This is a genomic window from Bacillus sp. FSL K6-1560 (assembly GCF_038592935.1).
Taxonomy (GTDB): domain Bacteria; phylum Bacillota; class Bacilli; order Bacillales; family Bacillaceae; genus Bacillus; species Bacillus subtilis.
In genome coordinates, this window is the sequence record NZ_CP151946.1 from 4291308 (window position 1) to 4306872 (window position 15565).

The following is a 15565-nucleotide window of genomic DNA, read 5'->3' on the forward strand; positions in this document are numbered from 1 at the left end:
GCAATAAAACATGAGGGAGGAATGAAAGATGATAAAGAAATATGCGATTACGCCTAATGTTGATGCGGACGGCTGGTTTATTGAGGTGGAGAATGTAGCGCCGACAGCTTTGTATACGTCTAAAGACGCCGCTATTGAAAAGGCCAAACAGGTGGCTAAGGAAAACAGTCCGTCTAAGCTTGTAATTTATGACCAGTTTAAAAATGTGGAAGAAGAACACTCATTTTAATGAATGAAAGCCTTCGCTGCAGCGAGGGTTTTTTAGCGGTTATCGGTTTATTTCATCCATTGGATGCCTATGTGCATCATCAAATCTGCCGCTTTTTGATACAGATCCCACTCCCCGATCGAAGCAAATTTCCCCATCAGCTCCTGAAGCTTTAACCTCATTGCTATATATTCTTCGAAAGTGACAGCTTTTTCAGTGTCTATTTGGTGTTCCTTCAGCATTTGTTTTAATAAGGATAACGGTGCGTGCATAAGAACCCTCCTTACCTCTTTTATAACGGTCATTTTCCGATTGCTCTATTCCTTTGTGACATCTTCTTACATTTCACATCTGATTCTTGTACAATGGACAGAAGAGAGGAGGGATCTTTTATGAGACCTTTGCAAATTTCTGCCGAAACTGCACAAAAGCTTGCAGAGTCCTTGAATCTGCCGCTTGAACAGATCATGCATATGCCTCAGCATATTCTGCTTGCCAAAATGGCTGAACTGCAAAAAGAGGACAAATCATAGCCTTCATTCACATACTTGCTTACCTGTTTCGGGATAATATCATGTATATGTTAGAAAAGAGGAGTAACTGCTTTGCCACATCCACATAATAAAAAAATCCAATCATTTTGGCTGATCACCGGCATTATCTTTATCGCCTTTAACTTACGGCCCGCGATCACTTCAGTCGGTCCGGTCATTAGCTCTATCCGGGCAGAGCTGCACATGTCCAATGGGGCAGCCGGTTTTTTGACCGCACTGCCGCTGCTTTCGTTTGCAGTTCTTTCTCCACTTGCACCTAAGCTTGGACAGCGCCTCGGTAATGAGCGAACTTTATGGCTAGGTCTCGTGATACTGCTGATCGGTGTTCTGACTCGTTCTACCGGCTATACTGCCGCTTTGTTTTTCGGAACGGCACTTATCGGCGTCGGGATTGCGATTGGTAACGTACTTTTGCCAAGCTTAATCAAACATAAATACCCTGAAAAGCCAGGGATCATGATCAGCCTGTATACGACATCAATGAATATATTCGCAGCTTTAGCATCGGGTGTCAGCGTTCCTTTAGCGACCCAGATGAATGGCGGATGGAAACAAGCCTTTCTCTTATGGGGCGGGCTGGCTTTGCTTGCATTGCTGATCTGGATACCTCAGCTGCGCCATCGAGATACGGCAAACCAGACAATGAAGCTGCAATCCAGTTCCATTTGGGCTTCCAAAATGGCATGGTATGTCACCATCTTTATGGGCCTGCAATCGTTTTTATTTTACAGCAGCATCGCTTGGTTTCCTGAAATTCTCCGTTCACACGGGATTGATACGGCAACAGCCGGATGGATGGTATCACTCATGCAATTTGCGAGTCTGCCTTCCACTTTTCTGACGCCAGTTTTAGCTGACCGTGTGAAACAGCAGCGCGGTATCGTTGCGGCGCTGGCCTCAGTTTATCTGATCGGCCTCTGCGGATTATTAGCGGGCGGAAGCCATACATTGCTTGCCATCTGGATGATCATTATCGGTATCGGGCAAGGCTCCAGCATTAGTCTGGCCCTTACTTTGATTGGTCTCCGCAGTGAAAATGCCCAACAGGCCGCTGCGCTGTCAGGCATGTCTCAGTCATTCGGCTACCTGCTGGCAGCAGTCGGGCCAATCTTTGTCGGCTATCTCTTTGACCAGACGCATTCTTGGACGATGCCGATTGTGCTTCTCATTGCTGCCCTGATCGTAATGGGAGCAGCTGGACAGGGAGCCGGACGAGATCGATACATTTTTCAGTCAGAAAAACAAAGAAATTCAGCATAAAAGCGGGGAAAATATCTCCGCTTTTTTCTTTGAATATTTATGGTTTATTCATAAGTTTTTCATATTTGTTTTTTACAATTAGACACCATAAAGAGGTGAAAAACGATGAAAACCAAACGATTCGACGCAGCCCTTATTTTTATTTTGCTGGGAGCAGCTTTTTTGAATACGTATCACATTTGGCAGGAGGACACAGCGAACCAGTACTATTTGGCGGCTGTAAAAAGCATGACGCAAAGCTTCCATAATTTCTTTTATGCGTCATTTGACCCTTCTGGATTTGTGACAGTAGATAAGCCTCCTGTCGTGTTATGGATTCAAACGATTTTCGCACTGATTTTCGGTGTTCACACGTGGAGTGTCATCATTCCCCAGGCTCTTGCCGGAGTTGGGTCTGTATTCCTTCTCTACAGAATGATTAAGCCGACTTTTGGAATTGGAGCGGCCCGCATTGCCGCACTTGTCATGGCACTGACCCCTATCGCAGTAGCTGTCAGCCGGACAAACAATATCGACAGCATGCTTGTTTTTACCTTATTGCTCGGTTCAGCTTGTCTGCTTAGGGCAGTAAAACAAGGCAAGCTGGTTTGGCTGCTGATGGCATTTGCCCTAATTGGGCTCGCCTTTAATATGAAGATGATGCAAGCGTTTATGGTATTGCCTGCATTTGTGTTATTCTACCTAGTTGCATCTCGGGTTTCTCTAAAGAAAAAAATCGGGTCCCTGCTTCTGTCTCTTGTCCTTCTGACAGGCCTTTCACTCTCATGGGCGATTGCAGTGGATTCAGCCTCTTCCTCAAGCCGGCCTTATGTAGGAAGCAGCCAGACTAACTCAGTGCTAGAACTGGCCTTTGGCTACAACGGCACAGAGCGTCTGCTTGGGCAAACTACGGGCCTTGCAAAGGGTGATATGAATGCTGCTGGCGGAGGGAACATGCAGAATCAAGACAACATGCAAGCGCCAAATGGCAACGGTTCATCTTTTTCTCAGAACGGAAATCAATCATTCGGAAACCATTCACAGGCGCCTCAGCCGCCTAACGGACAAACCGGCGCTCTCAATGGAGGCGGAGGCACACCTCCCACAGGTGGCAACGGGCCTGGAAATGGAGGGCCTGGCGGCGGAAAAAGCATGAATATGTTCGGCACCGGTGATCCTGGCCCGCTTCGTCTTTTCCAATCAGCACTTTCCGGCCAAATCAGCTGGATGCTTCCATTCTCATTGATCGGATTACTGGGCGCAATCGTCAGCTGGTACCGTGATCGCCGCGGACATGCTGCTAAAATGAAAGAAACGCTATTCTGGGCGGCTTGGCTTGTTCCCGTGGCTGGTTTCTTCAGCATCGCAGGATTCTTCCACCAGTATTATTTGATTATGCTGGCACCGCCGATTGCCGCCCTTTCTGGTATCGGATGGTATACGATGCACCGCTTATACAAAAATAATAAAGACTGGTCCAGCTATCTTCTGCCGGCAGCCGTCTTGATCACAGCCGTGTTTCAGATATATATTCTGAGCGCTTATACAAGCCAAATCGGCAGTGTATGGATGTATGTCCTGGGGCTCTTAGGACTGGGCATCACCCTTGCACTTCTGATGCTTAAACGCAGCCATCCGTTCAGTAAGCTGCTGACCATCATCAGCTTGTGCGTTCTGCTTCTCACACCAGTTTACTGGTCAGCAACGCCGCTTCTATACGGTGGCAACAGCGTCCTTCCTGAATCCGGCCCGCAGCTCAAAGGCTCAGCAAACGGCGGGAACATGTTCTCTTCAGAGGTCGACAGCGGGCTCCTGTCCTATCTGAGAAAACACAATACCGGCGAAGAATATTTATTTGCTACTTTGACAACCGTAACAGCTGCGCCATACATCATTTACGAAAATGAATCTGTTATGGCAATGGGCGGGTTTAACGGCACGGATCCCATTCTGACTGTGTCGGAACTGAAAAAACTGATCAAAGAAGGCAAAGTGAAATACTTCCTTCTGTCAGAAAACAACTCAGGCAACAGCGAACTTGTTTCCTGGATTAAGAAAAACGGAAAAGAAATAACATCTGACGAGTACAGCGGTTCCTCCAGCAGCACAAACAGCGTGCAGGGAATGCGAAGAGGACCTGGCGGAGAAAGCCAGCAAACTCTTTATCTCGTGGAATAAAAAAAGAGGCTTGGATGAATCCAAGCCTCTTTTCTATTAAGCTTCTTCTTTTACATGTACCTTTAACACAGCCTGCACTTCAGGATGCAGCTTCACAGGCACGTTTGTATATCCTAATGCACGAATGCCGTCCGGCAGTTCAAGCTTCCGCTTATCTACTTTAATGTTATGGTCTTTTTGGAGCTGTTCAGTGATTTGCTTGCTTGTCACTGAACCAAATAAACGGCCGCCCTCACCTGATTTTGCGCTAAGCTCAACAGTCAGTTTTTCTAATGTCTCTTTCAAGCTCTTAGCCTGCTCAAGCTCAGCAATGGCTTCTTTTTTCTCTTTCTGCTTTTGTCCGTTTAGCGCGCTGATGTTTGACGCGTTCGCTTCAACCGCGAGGCCTTTTTTAATTAGAAAGTTATGCGCATAACCGTCTGCTACGTTTTTGACTTCGCCTTTTTTTCCTTTTCCTTTTACATCTTGTAAGAAAATAACCTTCATCTCTGTACGCCTCCCTCAAAATACTCATCTATGGCGTGCTTCAGCCGTTCCAGCGCTTCAGAAACTGAAATGCCGGACAACTGAGTCGCCGCATTTGTTAAATGCCCTCCGCCTTCCAGGGCCTCCATGATGATCTGAACATTTACCTCGCCAAGCGACCGCGCACTGATACAAACCGTTTGTTCATCCCGTCTCGCCACCGCAAATGAAGCCTCAACCTCACTCATCGACAGCAGCGAATCGGCAGCCTGCGCAATCAGCACTTGATCGAAGTATTCCTCTTCATTTTCAGGAAGAGAAGCAATCGCAATGTTATCTTTATAGAGGACCGTATGCTGGATCAGCTTCGCCCGTTTAATATAGGAATCAACGGTTTCTTTCAGGAACTTCTGCACCAGCACCGTGTCGGCGCCTTTTGCCCTTAAATAAGAAGCCGCATCAAAAGTCCGCGAGCCCGTGCGGAGAGAAAAGCTCTTTGTATCCACTATTATACCAGCTAATAGGGCTGTTGCTTCAATCATATTGATTTTTAAGCGCTTCGGCTGATATTCAAGCAGCTCTGTCACCAATTCCGCTGTGGAAGAAGCGTATGGTTCCATATAAACGAGCAGCGGATCTCTGATAAACTCCTCACCTCTGCGGTGATGGTCGATGACCACGATATGTTCAATTTTATTGACCAGCCGTTCCTCCATGACGAGTGACGGCTTATGTGTATCAACGATCACAAGCAGTGTGTCATCATTGGAAATTTCCATTGCTTCTTCAGGCGTAATAAATCTTGACCACAGTTCTTCATATTTTTTGATTTCCCCAATCAAACGCTGCACACTTGATCCGATTTGGTTTGGGTCAATCACGATAAAACCATCTTTGTTATTTGCCTGAGCCACCTTTAAAATCCCGATCGCTGCGCCGATAGAATCCATGTCGGGGAATTTATGCCCCATGATAATCACATTGCTGCTTTCGGTGACGATTTCCTTTAAGGCGTGAGAAATCACGCGGGCCCGCACCCTTGTTCGTTTCTCCATTGGGTTTGTTTTACCGCCGTAAAACTTCACCTTGCCGTTTGGCAGCTTAATGGCTACCTGGTCTCCGCCGCGTCCCAGTGCTAAGTCCAAGCTGGATTGCGCCAAATCGCCAAGTTCTTTCAGGGAAGAGACTGAAGCCCCGACACCGACGCTTAACGTCAGCGCTACACCGTCAAATGAGGTTTTTTCCCGCACTTCATCAAGAATCGAAAACTTCGAATTTTCGAGTTCAGTTAAGATGTGTTCATTAAGTACAGCGATAAAGCGTTCTGAAGACGTCCTTTTCAAGAAGATCCCGTACTCCTGCGCCCAAGCGTTCAGCAAAGATGTCACCTGGCTGTTCATCGTGCTTCTCGTCTGGTCATCCAATCCTTGTGTCACATCATCATAGTTATCAAGGAAAATATATGCCAAGACGGTTCTTTCGTTTTCATATAGCTTTTCAATCTGAATTTGTTCTGTTACATCAAAGAAATATAACAGACGCTCATCCCGTTTGATGACAACCCTAAACTTGCGGTCATTCAATGTAACCGTTTCCGATTCCACCTCTTGTTTGATAAGCGGCACTACCGATTCACAAGTATCGTAAAGTGATCTCCCCACTAAAGTGCTTTCATTAAAACAAGAGGAAAGAAACGGATTTGCCCATTCTATATAATATTGGTCATTAAAAAGCATGATTCCAATCGGCATTTCCATCAATGCCTCTTCACCGACTTTTTTCAACCTGTAGGACAACGTAGAAATATAAGCATCAATCTCTTGTCGAATAAGAGAATCAGCACGCTTAATAAAAAACAAAATAACTGCCAGCAGCAGCACTTCGACGGTTCCTAATATCCAGTTAAAATAAAAGCTGATGAGGATTGTAATAATTGACAGAGCAATCAATGCATAGATGGGATACCGAAACAGCGGTTTTTCATAAAAGCTTGGCATTTCTATCACTCCCCACCATGTGAGTAAAACTCATGTTCACTTCACCTTATTCCTTATATGAAAGCCCATATCTAAAACGCCTAAAATGCGAATGGCTGCCATGAAGACCGGATGCACAAATCCAAGTATGACAGCAATCACAGCCGCAGCCTTTGGATATTGTTTCTTATGGCAATAGAAAAAGATAAATGATAACCCTTGGATGAAAATCAGAAACCCGAGTATAAACTCCCCATTTAAAGCGATAGAGTACAGCATTTGGCCTTTTTCTAAAGGCAAAAATGAAAGCATGACAATAATCAAATACAGTACTACAACACTTTGCGGAAACTTCAACTCTCTAAAAGGCTTTAGATTAGGAATATCGGGGGAGAATCGCCTTAAGAGCGGCTTAGCGATAAGGTAACTGAGGAAAGAAAAAATAACTCCTACCATCACAATAGCTGTTGGAAAAAGATATTGAACGATACCCAATTGTTCTTCCATCAGTTTTAATTGCTTCTCAAACTGCCCAGCATTGCCCGACTGCTTCGCTACAGTTTCTACAATATCAAGAGATTGCCGGTATTGTGTCATTGCCTCATCAATGATATTGATACCCAAAAACTGAATGCTTATCACAAAATAGAAGACAATACTAAGCATATAAATAAGAGCGCCCGAAATAATGGCGTGCCCGGGCTCTTTCCTTTTGAAAAAATGTCCCATGGCAATGCCGGCGCAAGCTGACATAAAAGCTACAATAAGCCCGTTAAAGGACCCGACAATAAAAACAACCGGAAGACTGACAGCGCCCATCCATATCCCTAGCTTCAATCCATGTCTGATCGTATACAAGATCATTGGCAGCGGCAGTGCAAATAACAGAATTGTTCCAATCACAGGAACATAAACGACCAGAAGCGTAATGATCGCAAACAGACTGATTAAAATAGCACCTTCCATTAAAGCTCTCGTTTGTTTCACTTAGTCACCTCGTATCATCCTGAACATACGAATAGAAAAGAGCAGCATAAACGACTGCTCTTTTTTTCATCGCTGCAACATGCTTTGCACCGAATGTTTTTATATCAACTCTAAATTTTACTTTTATATTTTAACATAAGTCCAAATCGCAAGTAAAATGACGCTAATGTTTCATGTGAAACATGAAAAAGGAAAAGACATTCTTTGAAAAGAATGCCCATCACAATTAATGTTTATCATCCATAAAGCCAGAAGATTCCTTGTTTTTCTTTTTCGTTTTTCTGACATACATAAAAATTAAGATCACCAGTAAAAGGGTTGTTGCTTGCAGAACGCCGCTGCTAAACAAGAAAAAGTTCTTTATCATGTCCCACATTGTGTTTCACCTCTTTGTTCATGTTCTCAACCCGTATCCTATATAAGGTGAATTTCCCTTTTTAAAAACTTCAAAACATCATGAACAACATTGAGCGTTGGGCATATGCTGATATGGAATCTGATCGATAAAGGAGAATTTTCACATGGATGAACGCAGAACATTGGCTTGGCATGAAACATTAGAAATGCACGAGCTGGTTGCTTTTCAATCAAACGGACTCATTAAACTGAAGAAAATGATAAGAGAAGTAAAAGACCCTCAGCTCAGACAGCTTTATAACGTGTCTATTCAGGGTGTTGAGCAAAATTTGAGAGAGCTTCTTCCGTTCTTTCCACAGGCTCCGCACAGAGAGGATGAGGAAGAAGAACGCGCAGATAACCCATTTTACAGCGGTGACCTGCTCGGTTTTGCCAAAACATCTGTCCGCAGCTATGCCATCGCAATTACAGAAACAGCAACACCTCAATTAAGAAACGTACTGGTCAAACAGCTGAATGCTGCCATCCAGCTGCACGCCCAAGTTTATCGATACATGTATCAGCATGGATATTATCCGTCTTACAACCTTTCTGAACTGTTGAAAAACGATGTCAGAAACGCCAACAGAGCCATTTCAATGAAATAAAACAAGCAGCAAAGGAGTTCCCTTTGCTGCTATTTCTGCTGATCCTTCACTAAGCCGTTCGAACGATAAGATTCCAGCACGTCTCTGTTGGATTCTCCCCATTCTTTCATTTGCAAAACAATCGGTTCAAGCGTGCGCCCAAATTCCGTCAGAGAGTACTCTACCTTGGGCGGCACCTGGTGATAAACCTCACGGTGCACGATGCCGTCCGCTTCCAGCTCCCTCAGCTGGAGAGTAAGCATTCTTTGAGTAATACTCGGGCAGATTCGCCGAAACTCATTAAATCGTTTCTTGCCATCTATCATGTGATAAAAAAGAATTCCTTTCCACTTTCCGCCAATGACATCTAGAGTGAATTCAACTGGACAGCCTTCTTTGTTCGGGTATATATTCTTTTTTTCACTCATTCTTGACCCTCCAATAGTACCTTTTTTGATACTACATTACATTTTGCAACTAAGCTACCCAGTATTTTACACAGCTTTTCTTCTCAGCTCAAAGAAAATGCTTCTTATTCACATCAATTTTTAAGGGTTTGCATGATTACACCTGCAGCAAGACGTGTTAAACTATATAAAGATTACACTACTTAAAAAAGGATAGGAGCTATCATGGAAAAGATACTTATTTTCGGACACCAAAACCCAGATACAGATACGATTTGTTCTGCGATTGCTTATGCTGATTTGAAAAACAAACTCGGCTTCAATGCTGAGCCTGTCCGCCTCGGACAAGTCAACGGCGAAACACAATACGCGCTTGACTATTTCAAACAAGAAAGCCCGCGTCTTGTTGAAACAGCTGCAAACGAAGTAAACGGCGTTATCCTGGTTGACCATAACGAACGCCAGCAAAGCATCAAAGACATTGAAGAGGTTCAGGTTTTAGAGGTTATCGACCATCACCGCATCGCTAACTTTGAAACAGCTGAGCCGCTTTACTATCGTGCTGAGCCTGTAGGCTGTACGGCTACCATCTTAAACAAAATGTACAAAGAGAATAACGTGAAAATCGAGAAAGAAATTGCCGGCCTTATGCTGTCTGCGATCATTTCTGATTCCCTGTTATTTAAATCTCCAACTTGCACGGACCAAGACGTAGCAGCAGCAAAAGAGCTTGCGGAGATCGCTGGAGTAAATGCTGAAGAATACGGCTTGAACATGTTGAAAGCAGGCGCTGATCTAAGCAAAAAAACAGTGGAAGAGCTCATTTCTCTTGATGCGAAAGAATTTACACTCGGCAGCAAGAAAGTCGAAATCGCACAAGTAAACACAGTGAACATTGAAGATGTAAAAAAACGCCAAGCTGAATTAGAAGCTGTGATCTCAAAAGTTGTGGCTGAGAAGAATCTTGATCTGTTCCTTCTCGTTATCACAGATATCTTAGAAAATGATTCACTTGCTCTTGCAATCGGTAACGAAGCAGCGAAAGTGGAAAAAGCGTTCAACGTTACATTAGAAAACAACACAGCCCTCTTAAAAGGCGTTGTTTCCCGTAAAAAACAAGTCGTTCCTGTCTTAACAGACGCAATGGCTGAATAAGCAAAAAGCATCCCGCGTCGGGATGCTTTTTCTTATTCACCCAGCTTCTCAATTTGTCCCATCACATCAGTAATTTGCTTTGCGTTTTGGACCAGGTCTGACTGCTCCAATTCTTTAAGCGATACCTTGCCTTCCTCGGCTTGTTTCAACACATCTTCAGCGCTTTTCTGCAAGGTTTTGTTATGTTCCTGAATGGTTTGATGAATCTCCGCTGCGGCATCAGGCGGCGTTAATTCATTAAAATCAGCGGCAGCCTTCTGAATCGACTCAAGCTGCGCTTCAAGTTTTTCTTTCGCCTCGGTGTCATTTACAGCTTTCTCAGCCAATTCAGGCGCTTCCTCTGCAAATGTCTTCACCTTCTCCACATAACCAGCTGCTTCACTCGTATAGTTCAATCCGTCGTTCACCTGATCAAGCATGCCGCATCCGCCTGCACTCAAAAGTCCCACTCCGGCAAGTACTGTCAAAATGATCTTCATCTTCAGCCCCCTCATCGTTTCTTTTTCATTTTTTCTTTTAAGATCGGAATCAATTTCTCTTTCGCTAACGGCAGCCCTTTCCTCACCAATTCACGCTTCAGCCACTTTTTCAGCTTAGACATTCTGATGCTCCTCTCCCTTTTTGATAAAAATGAAAAAACTCCACCAATTTGGTGAAGTTCCTGAAACAAAAAGACCTTCACCAAATCAGATTTGGCAAAGGTCTCGCTAACAATGAGATTGCCAGCAAAGCCGAGGACACCTTGTCCCGTAATGACGACTTTACTGTGAAAGCTACTCCCCTTTGGAGTGTTCATTTTTATTACTTTCATTCTAAAGCACCGATCTGTTCCAGTCAAATTCCTGCCGTTTATATAAAAGCGCGCTGTGGTATTTAAAATTTGAATGGTTTTTCTATCAGGAGATCATGCTATGACAGAGGAGGTTTTCATCATGAGTCAAGAGCGCTTGAAACGGCCTGGGCATACCAGATGGTACATATCTTCGTTACTTAGCGGCATTATTATTCTTAATTATTTTGACCGAGTGGCCATCTCGGTAGCGGCCCCTGCGATACAAGATTCGTTTCACCTTACTGCAACTGAACTCGGCATCGTGTTTTCCATTTACACCTATTCCTATACACTGATGCAGCTGCCTGTCGGAAGTTTGCTGGACCGTTTTGGGGTCGCATGGGTCACGAGGGTTGGAATGACAATATGGAGCTTTTTAACGATCCTTCTTGCTTTTTTGCAAGGAAAATTGCTGTTGTATCTGTTCCGGTTTCTCATTGGGCTGACGAGCGCCTCTGCGTTCCCTGCTGCCTCTAAGGCAACCGCTCTCTGGTTTCCTCCAAGTGAGCGGGGATTGGCAAACTCACTGTTCGATTCGGCCGCCAAGTTTTCAAATGTAATCGGCGCGCCATTGGTCGCCTTTCTTGTCACAACATTTGACTGGCGTGTCGCTTTTTTGACGATTGGATGCATCAATGTGCTGTTTACGATCTTTTTCTGGCAGTATTATGAACAGCCTGAACGGCACAAACGCATTTCTAAAAGTGAACTAAACTATATTCAAAAACACAATGCCATTACAACAGAGCAAATCCCTTACAAAACGGGCCCGCTTTTAAAAAAGCTTTTCACCAATCGAAAAGTATGGGGCTTAATGATCGGATTTACAGGGTACGGGTATACATTCAACCTGCTGCTCACCTGGCTTCCGACTTTCTTTAAACATACATACGGTATGGATCTCATGTCGTCCGGTTTATTTACAGCAGTGCCGTGGCTGATCTCAACCATTTCCGGAATTGCCGTCGGCGGCTGGCTCGTCGATTATTTTATTAAGAAAGGCTATCCTAACACCAAGGTGTACCGAACCGTCATCATAGTCGGAATGAGCTTTGGCTTTTTCTTTTTAGGATCCATTCTGACGAACAATATTACCGTAGCCATTATTTGCATTTCCATCGGACTCGCTGGAATTTCCGCAACCGCTCCGGTCGGCTGGTCCATCTCCGCAGAACTCGCGCCGATCGGTTCCGTATCCATGCTGAGCTCCATGGTGAATCTCGCAAACAACCTGTTCGGAGGCATTATTGCTGCGTCACTGACAGGGTATTTGTTTGATGTGACAGGCTCCTTTACCCTCAGCTTTCTGGTAGCTGGTTTTGTGCTGTTGCTGGGATTGGTTTTTTATGTGTTTGTATTAGGGGATGTAAAACGAATTAAACTGGAATGAAGAGTGCTTACTGAAAAGCACTCTTTTCTTTGAATCCGCCAGGTGTTATTTTCTTTCTCCCAACATTCACTAGGCTGTTCTCAGACGAAAACACCACCATTTTATCCTTGACTCCAACCAAAGGTAAGGCCTCATAGTGAAAGAAGAAAGGAGGAGTCAGATGGTGAAATTAACAGTAAAAGAACTATCCAATATTGCGAATGTCACAATCAAAACGCTTTATCATTACCACAAAATCGGCTTGCTAGCCCCAAAGGAAATAAGCGAAGCCGGATATCGGTACTATGGTGTTGAAGAACTAAAAAGACTGCAGGAAATCCTTTTTTACAAAGAATTAGATATTCCTTTGTCAGAAATCAAAACATTACTAAAAGAGGATGCTGAAAGAACAAGTACATTAGAAAAACAAAAAAAGCTGTTTGAAAAGAAAATTGAAAAGTATCAGCGTCTCATTCAAACAGTCAACACATCTTTAGAATACACGAGAAAAGGCGAAAACATGGATCATAAGGTAATGTTTAAAGGATTTGAAAGCGCTGAAGAATGGAAACAATCTTTAGCAGAACAAAATGGGTATTTAAAAGAGCGTTACGATTTTGAATTGGATACACATACAATCAATGTCGATGAAATGAACAAAATGGCAATAGAGGCTAAACATTTTCTTGATAGGATGGCTGATTTTTTAAGAAATGGTGTAACGTATCATGACCCTTCCGTGCAAGAGCATGTCATGAATCATCTTAAGTTCCTAAATCAGAACGGGCATCCGACAAGTAAAGAAGATTACGTAAAACAAACACGTTTTTTTATGCAAGATGATTTCCATAGAGGAATGTTAGAAGAGCAGCAAGCCGGTTTATCTTATTATTTGGTTGTCGTTGCAGAACACCTGTAGTGTTTTGTCACCCTTTATAGGGTGACAGCCATCAGGATTACAAGACAGCACCGCCAACAATCGAAACATTCTGCCGGTCAACGACAAAACGCCGTCCGTTCCATTTTAATACGGTTTGAACATATCCCAATGAGTCGGCGTTATACCTTCCCGCTATCCGCTGGTACGCCAAAAATTCGTATACGCCGTCTCTGTCAAAATCAACCGGATACAAGCCCGATAAAGGATTCACCCATCCTTCTATCGGCATTTTTAACACACCTTGGCTGTTATAAATCTCATTCAAATATTCCCTGCCTTTGTAAGTAAGGTCGAGGATATACATTTCGTTTTGCTGATGACTGATGACGCTCGCTTTATATTGATTTTGATACCTCACACTGTACTTTAATTCATCATTCAATACATCTGAATTGAAAATTCGCCGAAACTGCCTGTTTAGATAGGCAAACACGTATGCATAAATAGCACCGCCGCTTCCCCCTGTATCTATTACCACTGCCACATCCTCAATCTTGTCGCCTGTCATATCCCCCAGAAAAAGTGACGGATTGTATCCCATATTGTTTTGAAGCTGAATCTGCTGCTCCTGATGGGTTCTGCCATCACGGATCACCAATGTGATATTTCTCCATAACGGGCTGCCGGGCATTTGATTTCCAGTTAGAAAGACCTCGTCAATAACACCGTCTCCCGTTACATCGCCGCGAGTAGATGCAATGATTGCACGTGAGGAGACAGGCTGCCGAAATACGTATGGATGTTGAACAAGTCCTCTGCTTTCATAAAACCAATAAGGAGCCATTCTGATGTCATACACATTCAATTGTGTCACCTTCCCTAATCAGCTGAATGAATCATTATATGCAGGAATGGCACATCAAAGACATATCTTACACACCAATTAAATCCGTACCATATGAGTTATCGATTACACAAAGCCACTCGCCTTGCGCATTCTTCTTAAATACATAGGTCGCCCTTCTTTCCATCGCATACTCGGAGTCCTTTTTATCCGAATCAAGCAGTGTCTGAGAAAGGACGAGTACCGTGTCACCTGCTTCCAGCATGATCATTTCCCCTTGTGTCGGGACAATATGATGATTGAAATAGTTCGCAATCGTGATAAACGCTTTTTTGATTTCTTCTTTGCCTCGCGCGATTATGCCCGGCTTCACAACTAAAACGGCATCTTCCGAATAATAATTCATCAGTGTATCAAAATCTTCATTTTGGATTGCCAAATCACACGCAGAGATGATGTCTTTCAATTGCTGTTCCAAATGAATTCCCCCAATCATCATGATTGGATATATTATACATTGCTAGACCACTGAAACCGTGAAAACAAAATGAAAAGTATCCTTTTTTCCTATATAATCAAATAGATATATTTAACAAAGTACCCAAGTGAAGGGGGTGAACATTATTGTCTGCGGAAGTAACGTTACATGACAATATACATCATGATTTAAGTGCGGATTGCCAGCACTGTTTTGGCCTGTGCTGTGTCGCCTTGCCTTATGCGAAGTCGGCAGATTTTGCTTTTGATAAAGACGGGGACACGCCTTGCCGCAACTTACAATCAAACTATCAATGTTCTATACATAAAGATCTCAGAGAAAAAGGATTTCGAGGCTGCTCTGCATATGAATGCTTTGGCGCCGGCCAAAAAGTATCCCAAATCACTTATGAGGGAAAGGATTGGCGAAGCAGCCCCGAAACGGCCAACCAGATGTTTGACGTTTTTCCTATCATGCAGCAGCTGCACGAAATACTCTGGTATTTACATGAAGCTCTTTCTATAGATATAGCCAAGCCGATTCATCCCGAACTGAGAACCAGTTTCGAAAAAATAGAAAAGCTCACCAGACTCAGCAAAGAACGCCTGCTGACACTGCAGGTGGACGAGCATCGAGCTGAGGTCAATGAATGGCTGTTAAAAACAAGTGAGCTGGTGCGTGCCCAAGCCCGCCATCCAAAACTCCCGAAAAAGGTCAGCCGAGGAAGTGTCCTGATCGGCGCGAAACTGAAAGGGCTTGATCTGCGAGGAGCAAACCTAAGAGGGGCGCTGCTCATAGCCGCCGATCTGAGAAATGCCGATTTGAGAATGACAGACTTTATCGGTGCAGATATGAGAGACGCTGATCTCAGCGGCGCCGACCTGACCGGGAGCATCTTTCTGACACAGGCACAGGTGAACGCCGCCAACGGCGATTCGAACACAAAGCTGCCGCCGTCTTTACGAATCCCTGCCCATTGGAATTAAAAAAGGACCTGCTAACGGTCCTTT

The 15565-nt window shown here is 44.0% G+C and carries 19 protein-coding genes; 9 read left to right on the forward strand and 10 right to left on the reverse strand.

From position 1 onward, the window contains the following. Window positions 1-28 precede the first annotated feature (28 nt). Window positions 29-229, forward strand: coding sequence for a DUF2188 domain-containing protein (locus NYE22_RS22770; protein WP_003226922.1), 201 nt, complete (start codon window positions 29-31; stop codon window positions 227-229). A gap of 47 nt (window positions 230-276) precedes the next feature. Here NYE22_RS22770 and NYE22_RS22775 read toward each other — a convergent pair whose 3' ends face one another. Beyond that, window positions 277-480: a hypothetical protein gene (locus NYE22_RS22775; RefSeq protein WP_003244312.1), complete on the reverse strand. Its 204-nt coding sequence runs from the start codon at window positions 478-480 to the stop codon at window positions 277-279. Between the two features lie 120 nt (window positions 481-600). On the opposite strand from NYE22_RS22775, the gene NYE22_RS22780 reads away from it, so the two are divergent. The 3 genes from NYE22_RS22780 (at window position 601) to NYE22_RS22790 (ending at window position 4179) form a co-directional block, all read left to right on the forward strand. Beyond that, window positions 601-741, forward strand: a complete 141-nt coding sequence (locus tag NYE22_RS22780; RefSeq protein ID WP_003242786.1) for a YycC family protein — start codon at window positions 601-603, stop codon at window positions 739-741. A 72-nt stretch (window positions 742-813) separates the two neighbouring features. After that, window positions 814-2022: a CynX/NimT family MFS transporter gene (locus tag NYE22_RS22785; protein WP_003226917.1), complete on the forward strand. Its 1209-nt coding sequence runs from the start codon at window positions 814-816 to the stop codon at window positions 2020-2022. 105 nt (window positions 2023-2127) lie between these two features. Then, on the forward strand, window positions 2128-4179 hold the full coding sequence (locus NYE22_RS22790) for a glycosyltransferase family 39 protein (protein ID WP_342412212.1): 2052 nt from the start codon (window positions 2128-2130) through the stop codon (window positions 4177-4179). A 36-nt stretch (window positions 4180-4215) separates the two neighbouring features. On the opposite strand, the gene rplI is transcribed toward NYE22_RS22790, so the two are convergent. From rplI to NYE22_RS22810, 4 genes are all read right to left on the reverse strand, one after another. Next, window positions 4216-4665: a 50S ribosomal protein L9 gene (rplI, locus tag NYE22_RS22795; RefSeq protein WP_003226915.1), complete on the reverse strand. Its 450-nt coding sequence runs from the start codon at window positions 4663-4665 to the stop codon at window positions 4216-4218. Continuing rightward, on the reverse strand, window positions 4662-6641 hold the full coding sequence (gene gdpP, locus NYE22_RS22800; RefSeq protein WP_003242517.1) for a cyclic-di-AMP phosphodiesterase GdpP: 1980 nt from the start codon (window positions 6639-6641) through the stop codon (window positions 4662-4664). Before gdpP ends, rplI begins: the two co-directional genes overlap by 4 nt. Window positions 6642-6677: 36 nt before the next feature. Next, window positions 6678-7607: a YybS family protein gene (locus NYE22_RS22805; RefSeq protein WP_003243969.1), complete on the reverse strand. Its 930-nt coding sequence runs from the start codon at window positions 7605-7607 to the stop codon at window positions 6678-6680. Window positions 7608-7833: 226 nt separating this feature from the next. After that, complete coding sequence (locus NYE22_RS22810; RefSeq protein ID WP_003226909.1) at window positions 7834-7983, reverse strand: hypothetical protein; 150 nt, start codon at window positions 7981-7983, stop codon at window positions 7834-7836. A gap of 145 nt (window positions 7984-8128) precedes the next feature. Between NYE22_RS22810 and cotF the strand changes: the two genes are divergently transcribed. Continuing rightward, on the forward strand, window positions 8129-8611 hold the full coding sequence (cotF, locus tag NYE22_RS22815; protein ID WP_003243364.1) for a spore coat protein CotF: 483 nt from the start codon (window positions 8129-8131) through the stop codon (window positions 8609-8611). Window positions 8612-8640: 29 nt separating this feature from the next. Here the strand turns inward: cotF and hypR are convergent, their stop codons facing one another. Continuing rightward, entirely contained in the window at window positions 8641-9018 is a 378-nt protein-coding gene (gene hypR, locus NYE22_RS22820) for a transcriptional regulator HypR (RefSeq protein ID WP_003242487.1), read from the reverse strand. Window positions 9019-9222: 204 nt separating this feature from the next. On the opposite strand from hypR, the gene NYE22_RS22825 reads away from it, so the two are divergent. Continuing rightward, window positions 9223-10152 (forward strand): manganese-dependent inorganic pyrophosphatase, encoded by a 930-nt coding sequence (locus NYE22_RS22825; RefSeq protein ID WP_342412213.1) that lies wholly within the window; start codon window positions 9223-9225, stop codon window positions 10150-10152. A gap of 32 nt (window positions 10153-10184) precedes the next feature. Here the strand turns inward: NYE22_RS22825 and NYE22_RS22830 are convergent, their stop codons facing one another. Then, window positions 10185-10631, reverse strand: coding sequence for a DUF6376 family protein (locus NYE22_RS22830; protein ID WP_003226901.1), 447 nt, complete (start codon window positions 10629-10631; stop codon window positions 10185-10187). An 11-nt stretch (window positions 10632-10642) separates the two neighbouring features. Continuing rightward, window positions 10643-10963 (reverse strand): hypothetical protein, encoded by a 321-nt coding sequence (locus tag NYE22_RS22835; RefSeq protein WP_003226899.1) that lies wholly within the window; start codon window positions 10961-10963, stop codon window positions 10643-10645. Window positions 10964-11063: 100 nt separating this feature from the next. On the opposite strand from NYE22_RS22835, the gene NYE22_RS22840 reads away from it, so the two are divergent. Both NYE22_RS22840 and NYE22_RS22845 read left to right on the forward strand, forming a co-directional pair. Next, window positions 11064-12374 carry an MFS transporter gene (locus NYE22_RS22840; RefSeq protein ID WP_161986519.1) on the forward strand — a complete coding sequence of 437 codons (1311 nt, stop codon included), beginning with the start codon at window positions 11064-11066 and terminating at the stop codon, window positions 12372-12374. Window positions 12375-12534: 160 nt separating this feature from the next. Further along, the gene (locus NYE22_RS22845) at window positions 12535-13272 is read left to right on the forward strand and encodes a MerR family transcriptional regulator (RefSeq protein ID WP_101502637.1); all 738 of its coding nucleotides are present in this window, start codon (window positions 12535-12537) and stop codon (window positions 13270-13272) included. Window positions 13273-13309: 37 nt separating this feature from the next. On the opposite strand, the gene NYE22_RS22850 is transcribed toward NYE22_RS22845, so the two are convergent. Both NYE22_RS22850 and NYE22_RS22855 read right to left on the reverse strand, forming a co-directional pair. After that, on the reverse strand, window positions 13310-14098 hold the full coding sequence (locus NYE22_RS22850) for a hypothetical protein (protein WP_101502638.1): 789 nt from the start codon (window positions 14096-14098) through the stop codon (window positions 13310-13312). A 67-nt stretch (window positions 14099-14165) separates the two neighbouring features. Further along, window positions 14166-14555: a nuclear transport factor 2 family protein gene (locus NYE22_RS22855; RefSeq protein ID WP_161621088.1), complete on the reverse strand. Its 390-nt coding sequence runs from the start codon at window positions 14553-14555 to the stop codon at window positions 14166-14168. A gap of 146 nt (window positions 14556-14701) precedes the next feature. On the opposite strand from NYE22_RS22855, the gene NYE22_RS22860 reads away from it, so the two are divergent. After that, entirely contained in the window at window positions 14702-15541 is an 840-nt protein-coding gene (locus NYE22_RS22860; protein ID WP_342412214.1) for a pentapeptide repeat-containing protein, read from the forward strand. The last annotated feature ends 24 nt before the right edge of the window (window positions 15542-15565 follow it).

Bases quoted from the DNA above. Each gene is read 5' to 3' on its own strand.
- NYE22_RS22835 (WP_003226899.1), bottom strand. From the start codon at position 10,963: ATGAAAGTAATAAAAATGAACACTCCAAAGGGGAGTAGCTTTCACAGT.
- NYE22_RS22780 (WP_003242786.1), top strand. From the start codon at position 601: ATGAGACCTTTGCAAATTTCTGCCGAAACTGCACAAAAGCTTGCAGAG.
- NYE22_RS22840 (WP_161986519.1), top strand. From the start codon at position 11,064: ATGACAGAGGAGGTTTTCATCATGAGTCAAGAGCGCTTGAAACGGCCT.
- cotF (WP_003243364.1), top strand. From the start codon at position 8,129: ATGGATGAACGCAGAACATTGGCTTGGCATGAAACATTAGAAATGCAC.
- NYE22_RS22825 (WP_342412213.1), top strand. From the start codon at position 9,223: ATGGAAAAGATACTTATTTTCGGACACCAAAACCCAGATACAGATACG.
- NYE22_RS22770 (WP_003226922.1), top strand. From the start codon at position 29: ATGATAAAGAAATATGCGATTACGCCTAATGTTGATGCGGACGGCTGG.
- rplI (WP_003226915.1), bottom strand. From the start codon at position 4,665: ATGAAGGTTATTTTCTTACAAGATGTAAAAGGAAAAGGAAAAAAAGGC.
- NYE22_RS22790 (WP_342412212.1), top strand. From the start codon at position 2,128: ATGAAAACCAAACGATTCGACGCAGCCCTTATTTTTATTTTGCTGGGA.
- NYE22_RS22845 (WP_101502637.1), top strand. From the start codon at position 12,535: ATGGTGAAATTAACAGTAAAAGAACTATCCAATATTGCGAATGTCACA.
- NYE22_RS22810 (WP_003226909.1), bottom strand. From the start codon at position 7,983: ATGTGGGACATGATAAAGAACTTTTTCTTGTTTAGCAGCGGCGTTCTG.
- NYE22_RS22830 (WP_003226901.1), bottom strand. From the start codon at position 10,631: ATGAAGATCATTTTGACAGTACTTGCCGGAGTGGGACTTTTGAGTGCA.
- NYE22_RS22775 (WP_003244312.1), bottom strand. From the start codon at position 480: ATGCACGCACCGTTATCCTTATTAAAACAAATGCTGAAGGAACACCAA.
- hypR (WP_003242487.1), bottom strand. From the start codon at position 9,018: ATGAGTGAAAAAAAGAATATATACCCGAACAAAGAAGGCTGTCCAGTT.
- gdpP (WP_003242517.1), bottom strand. From the start codon at position 6,641: ATGCCAAGCTTTTATGAAAAACCGCTGTTTCGGTATCCCATCTATGCA.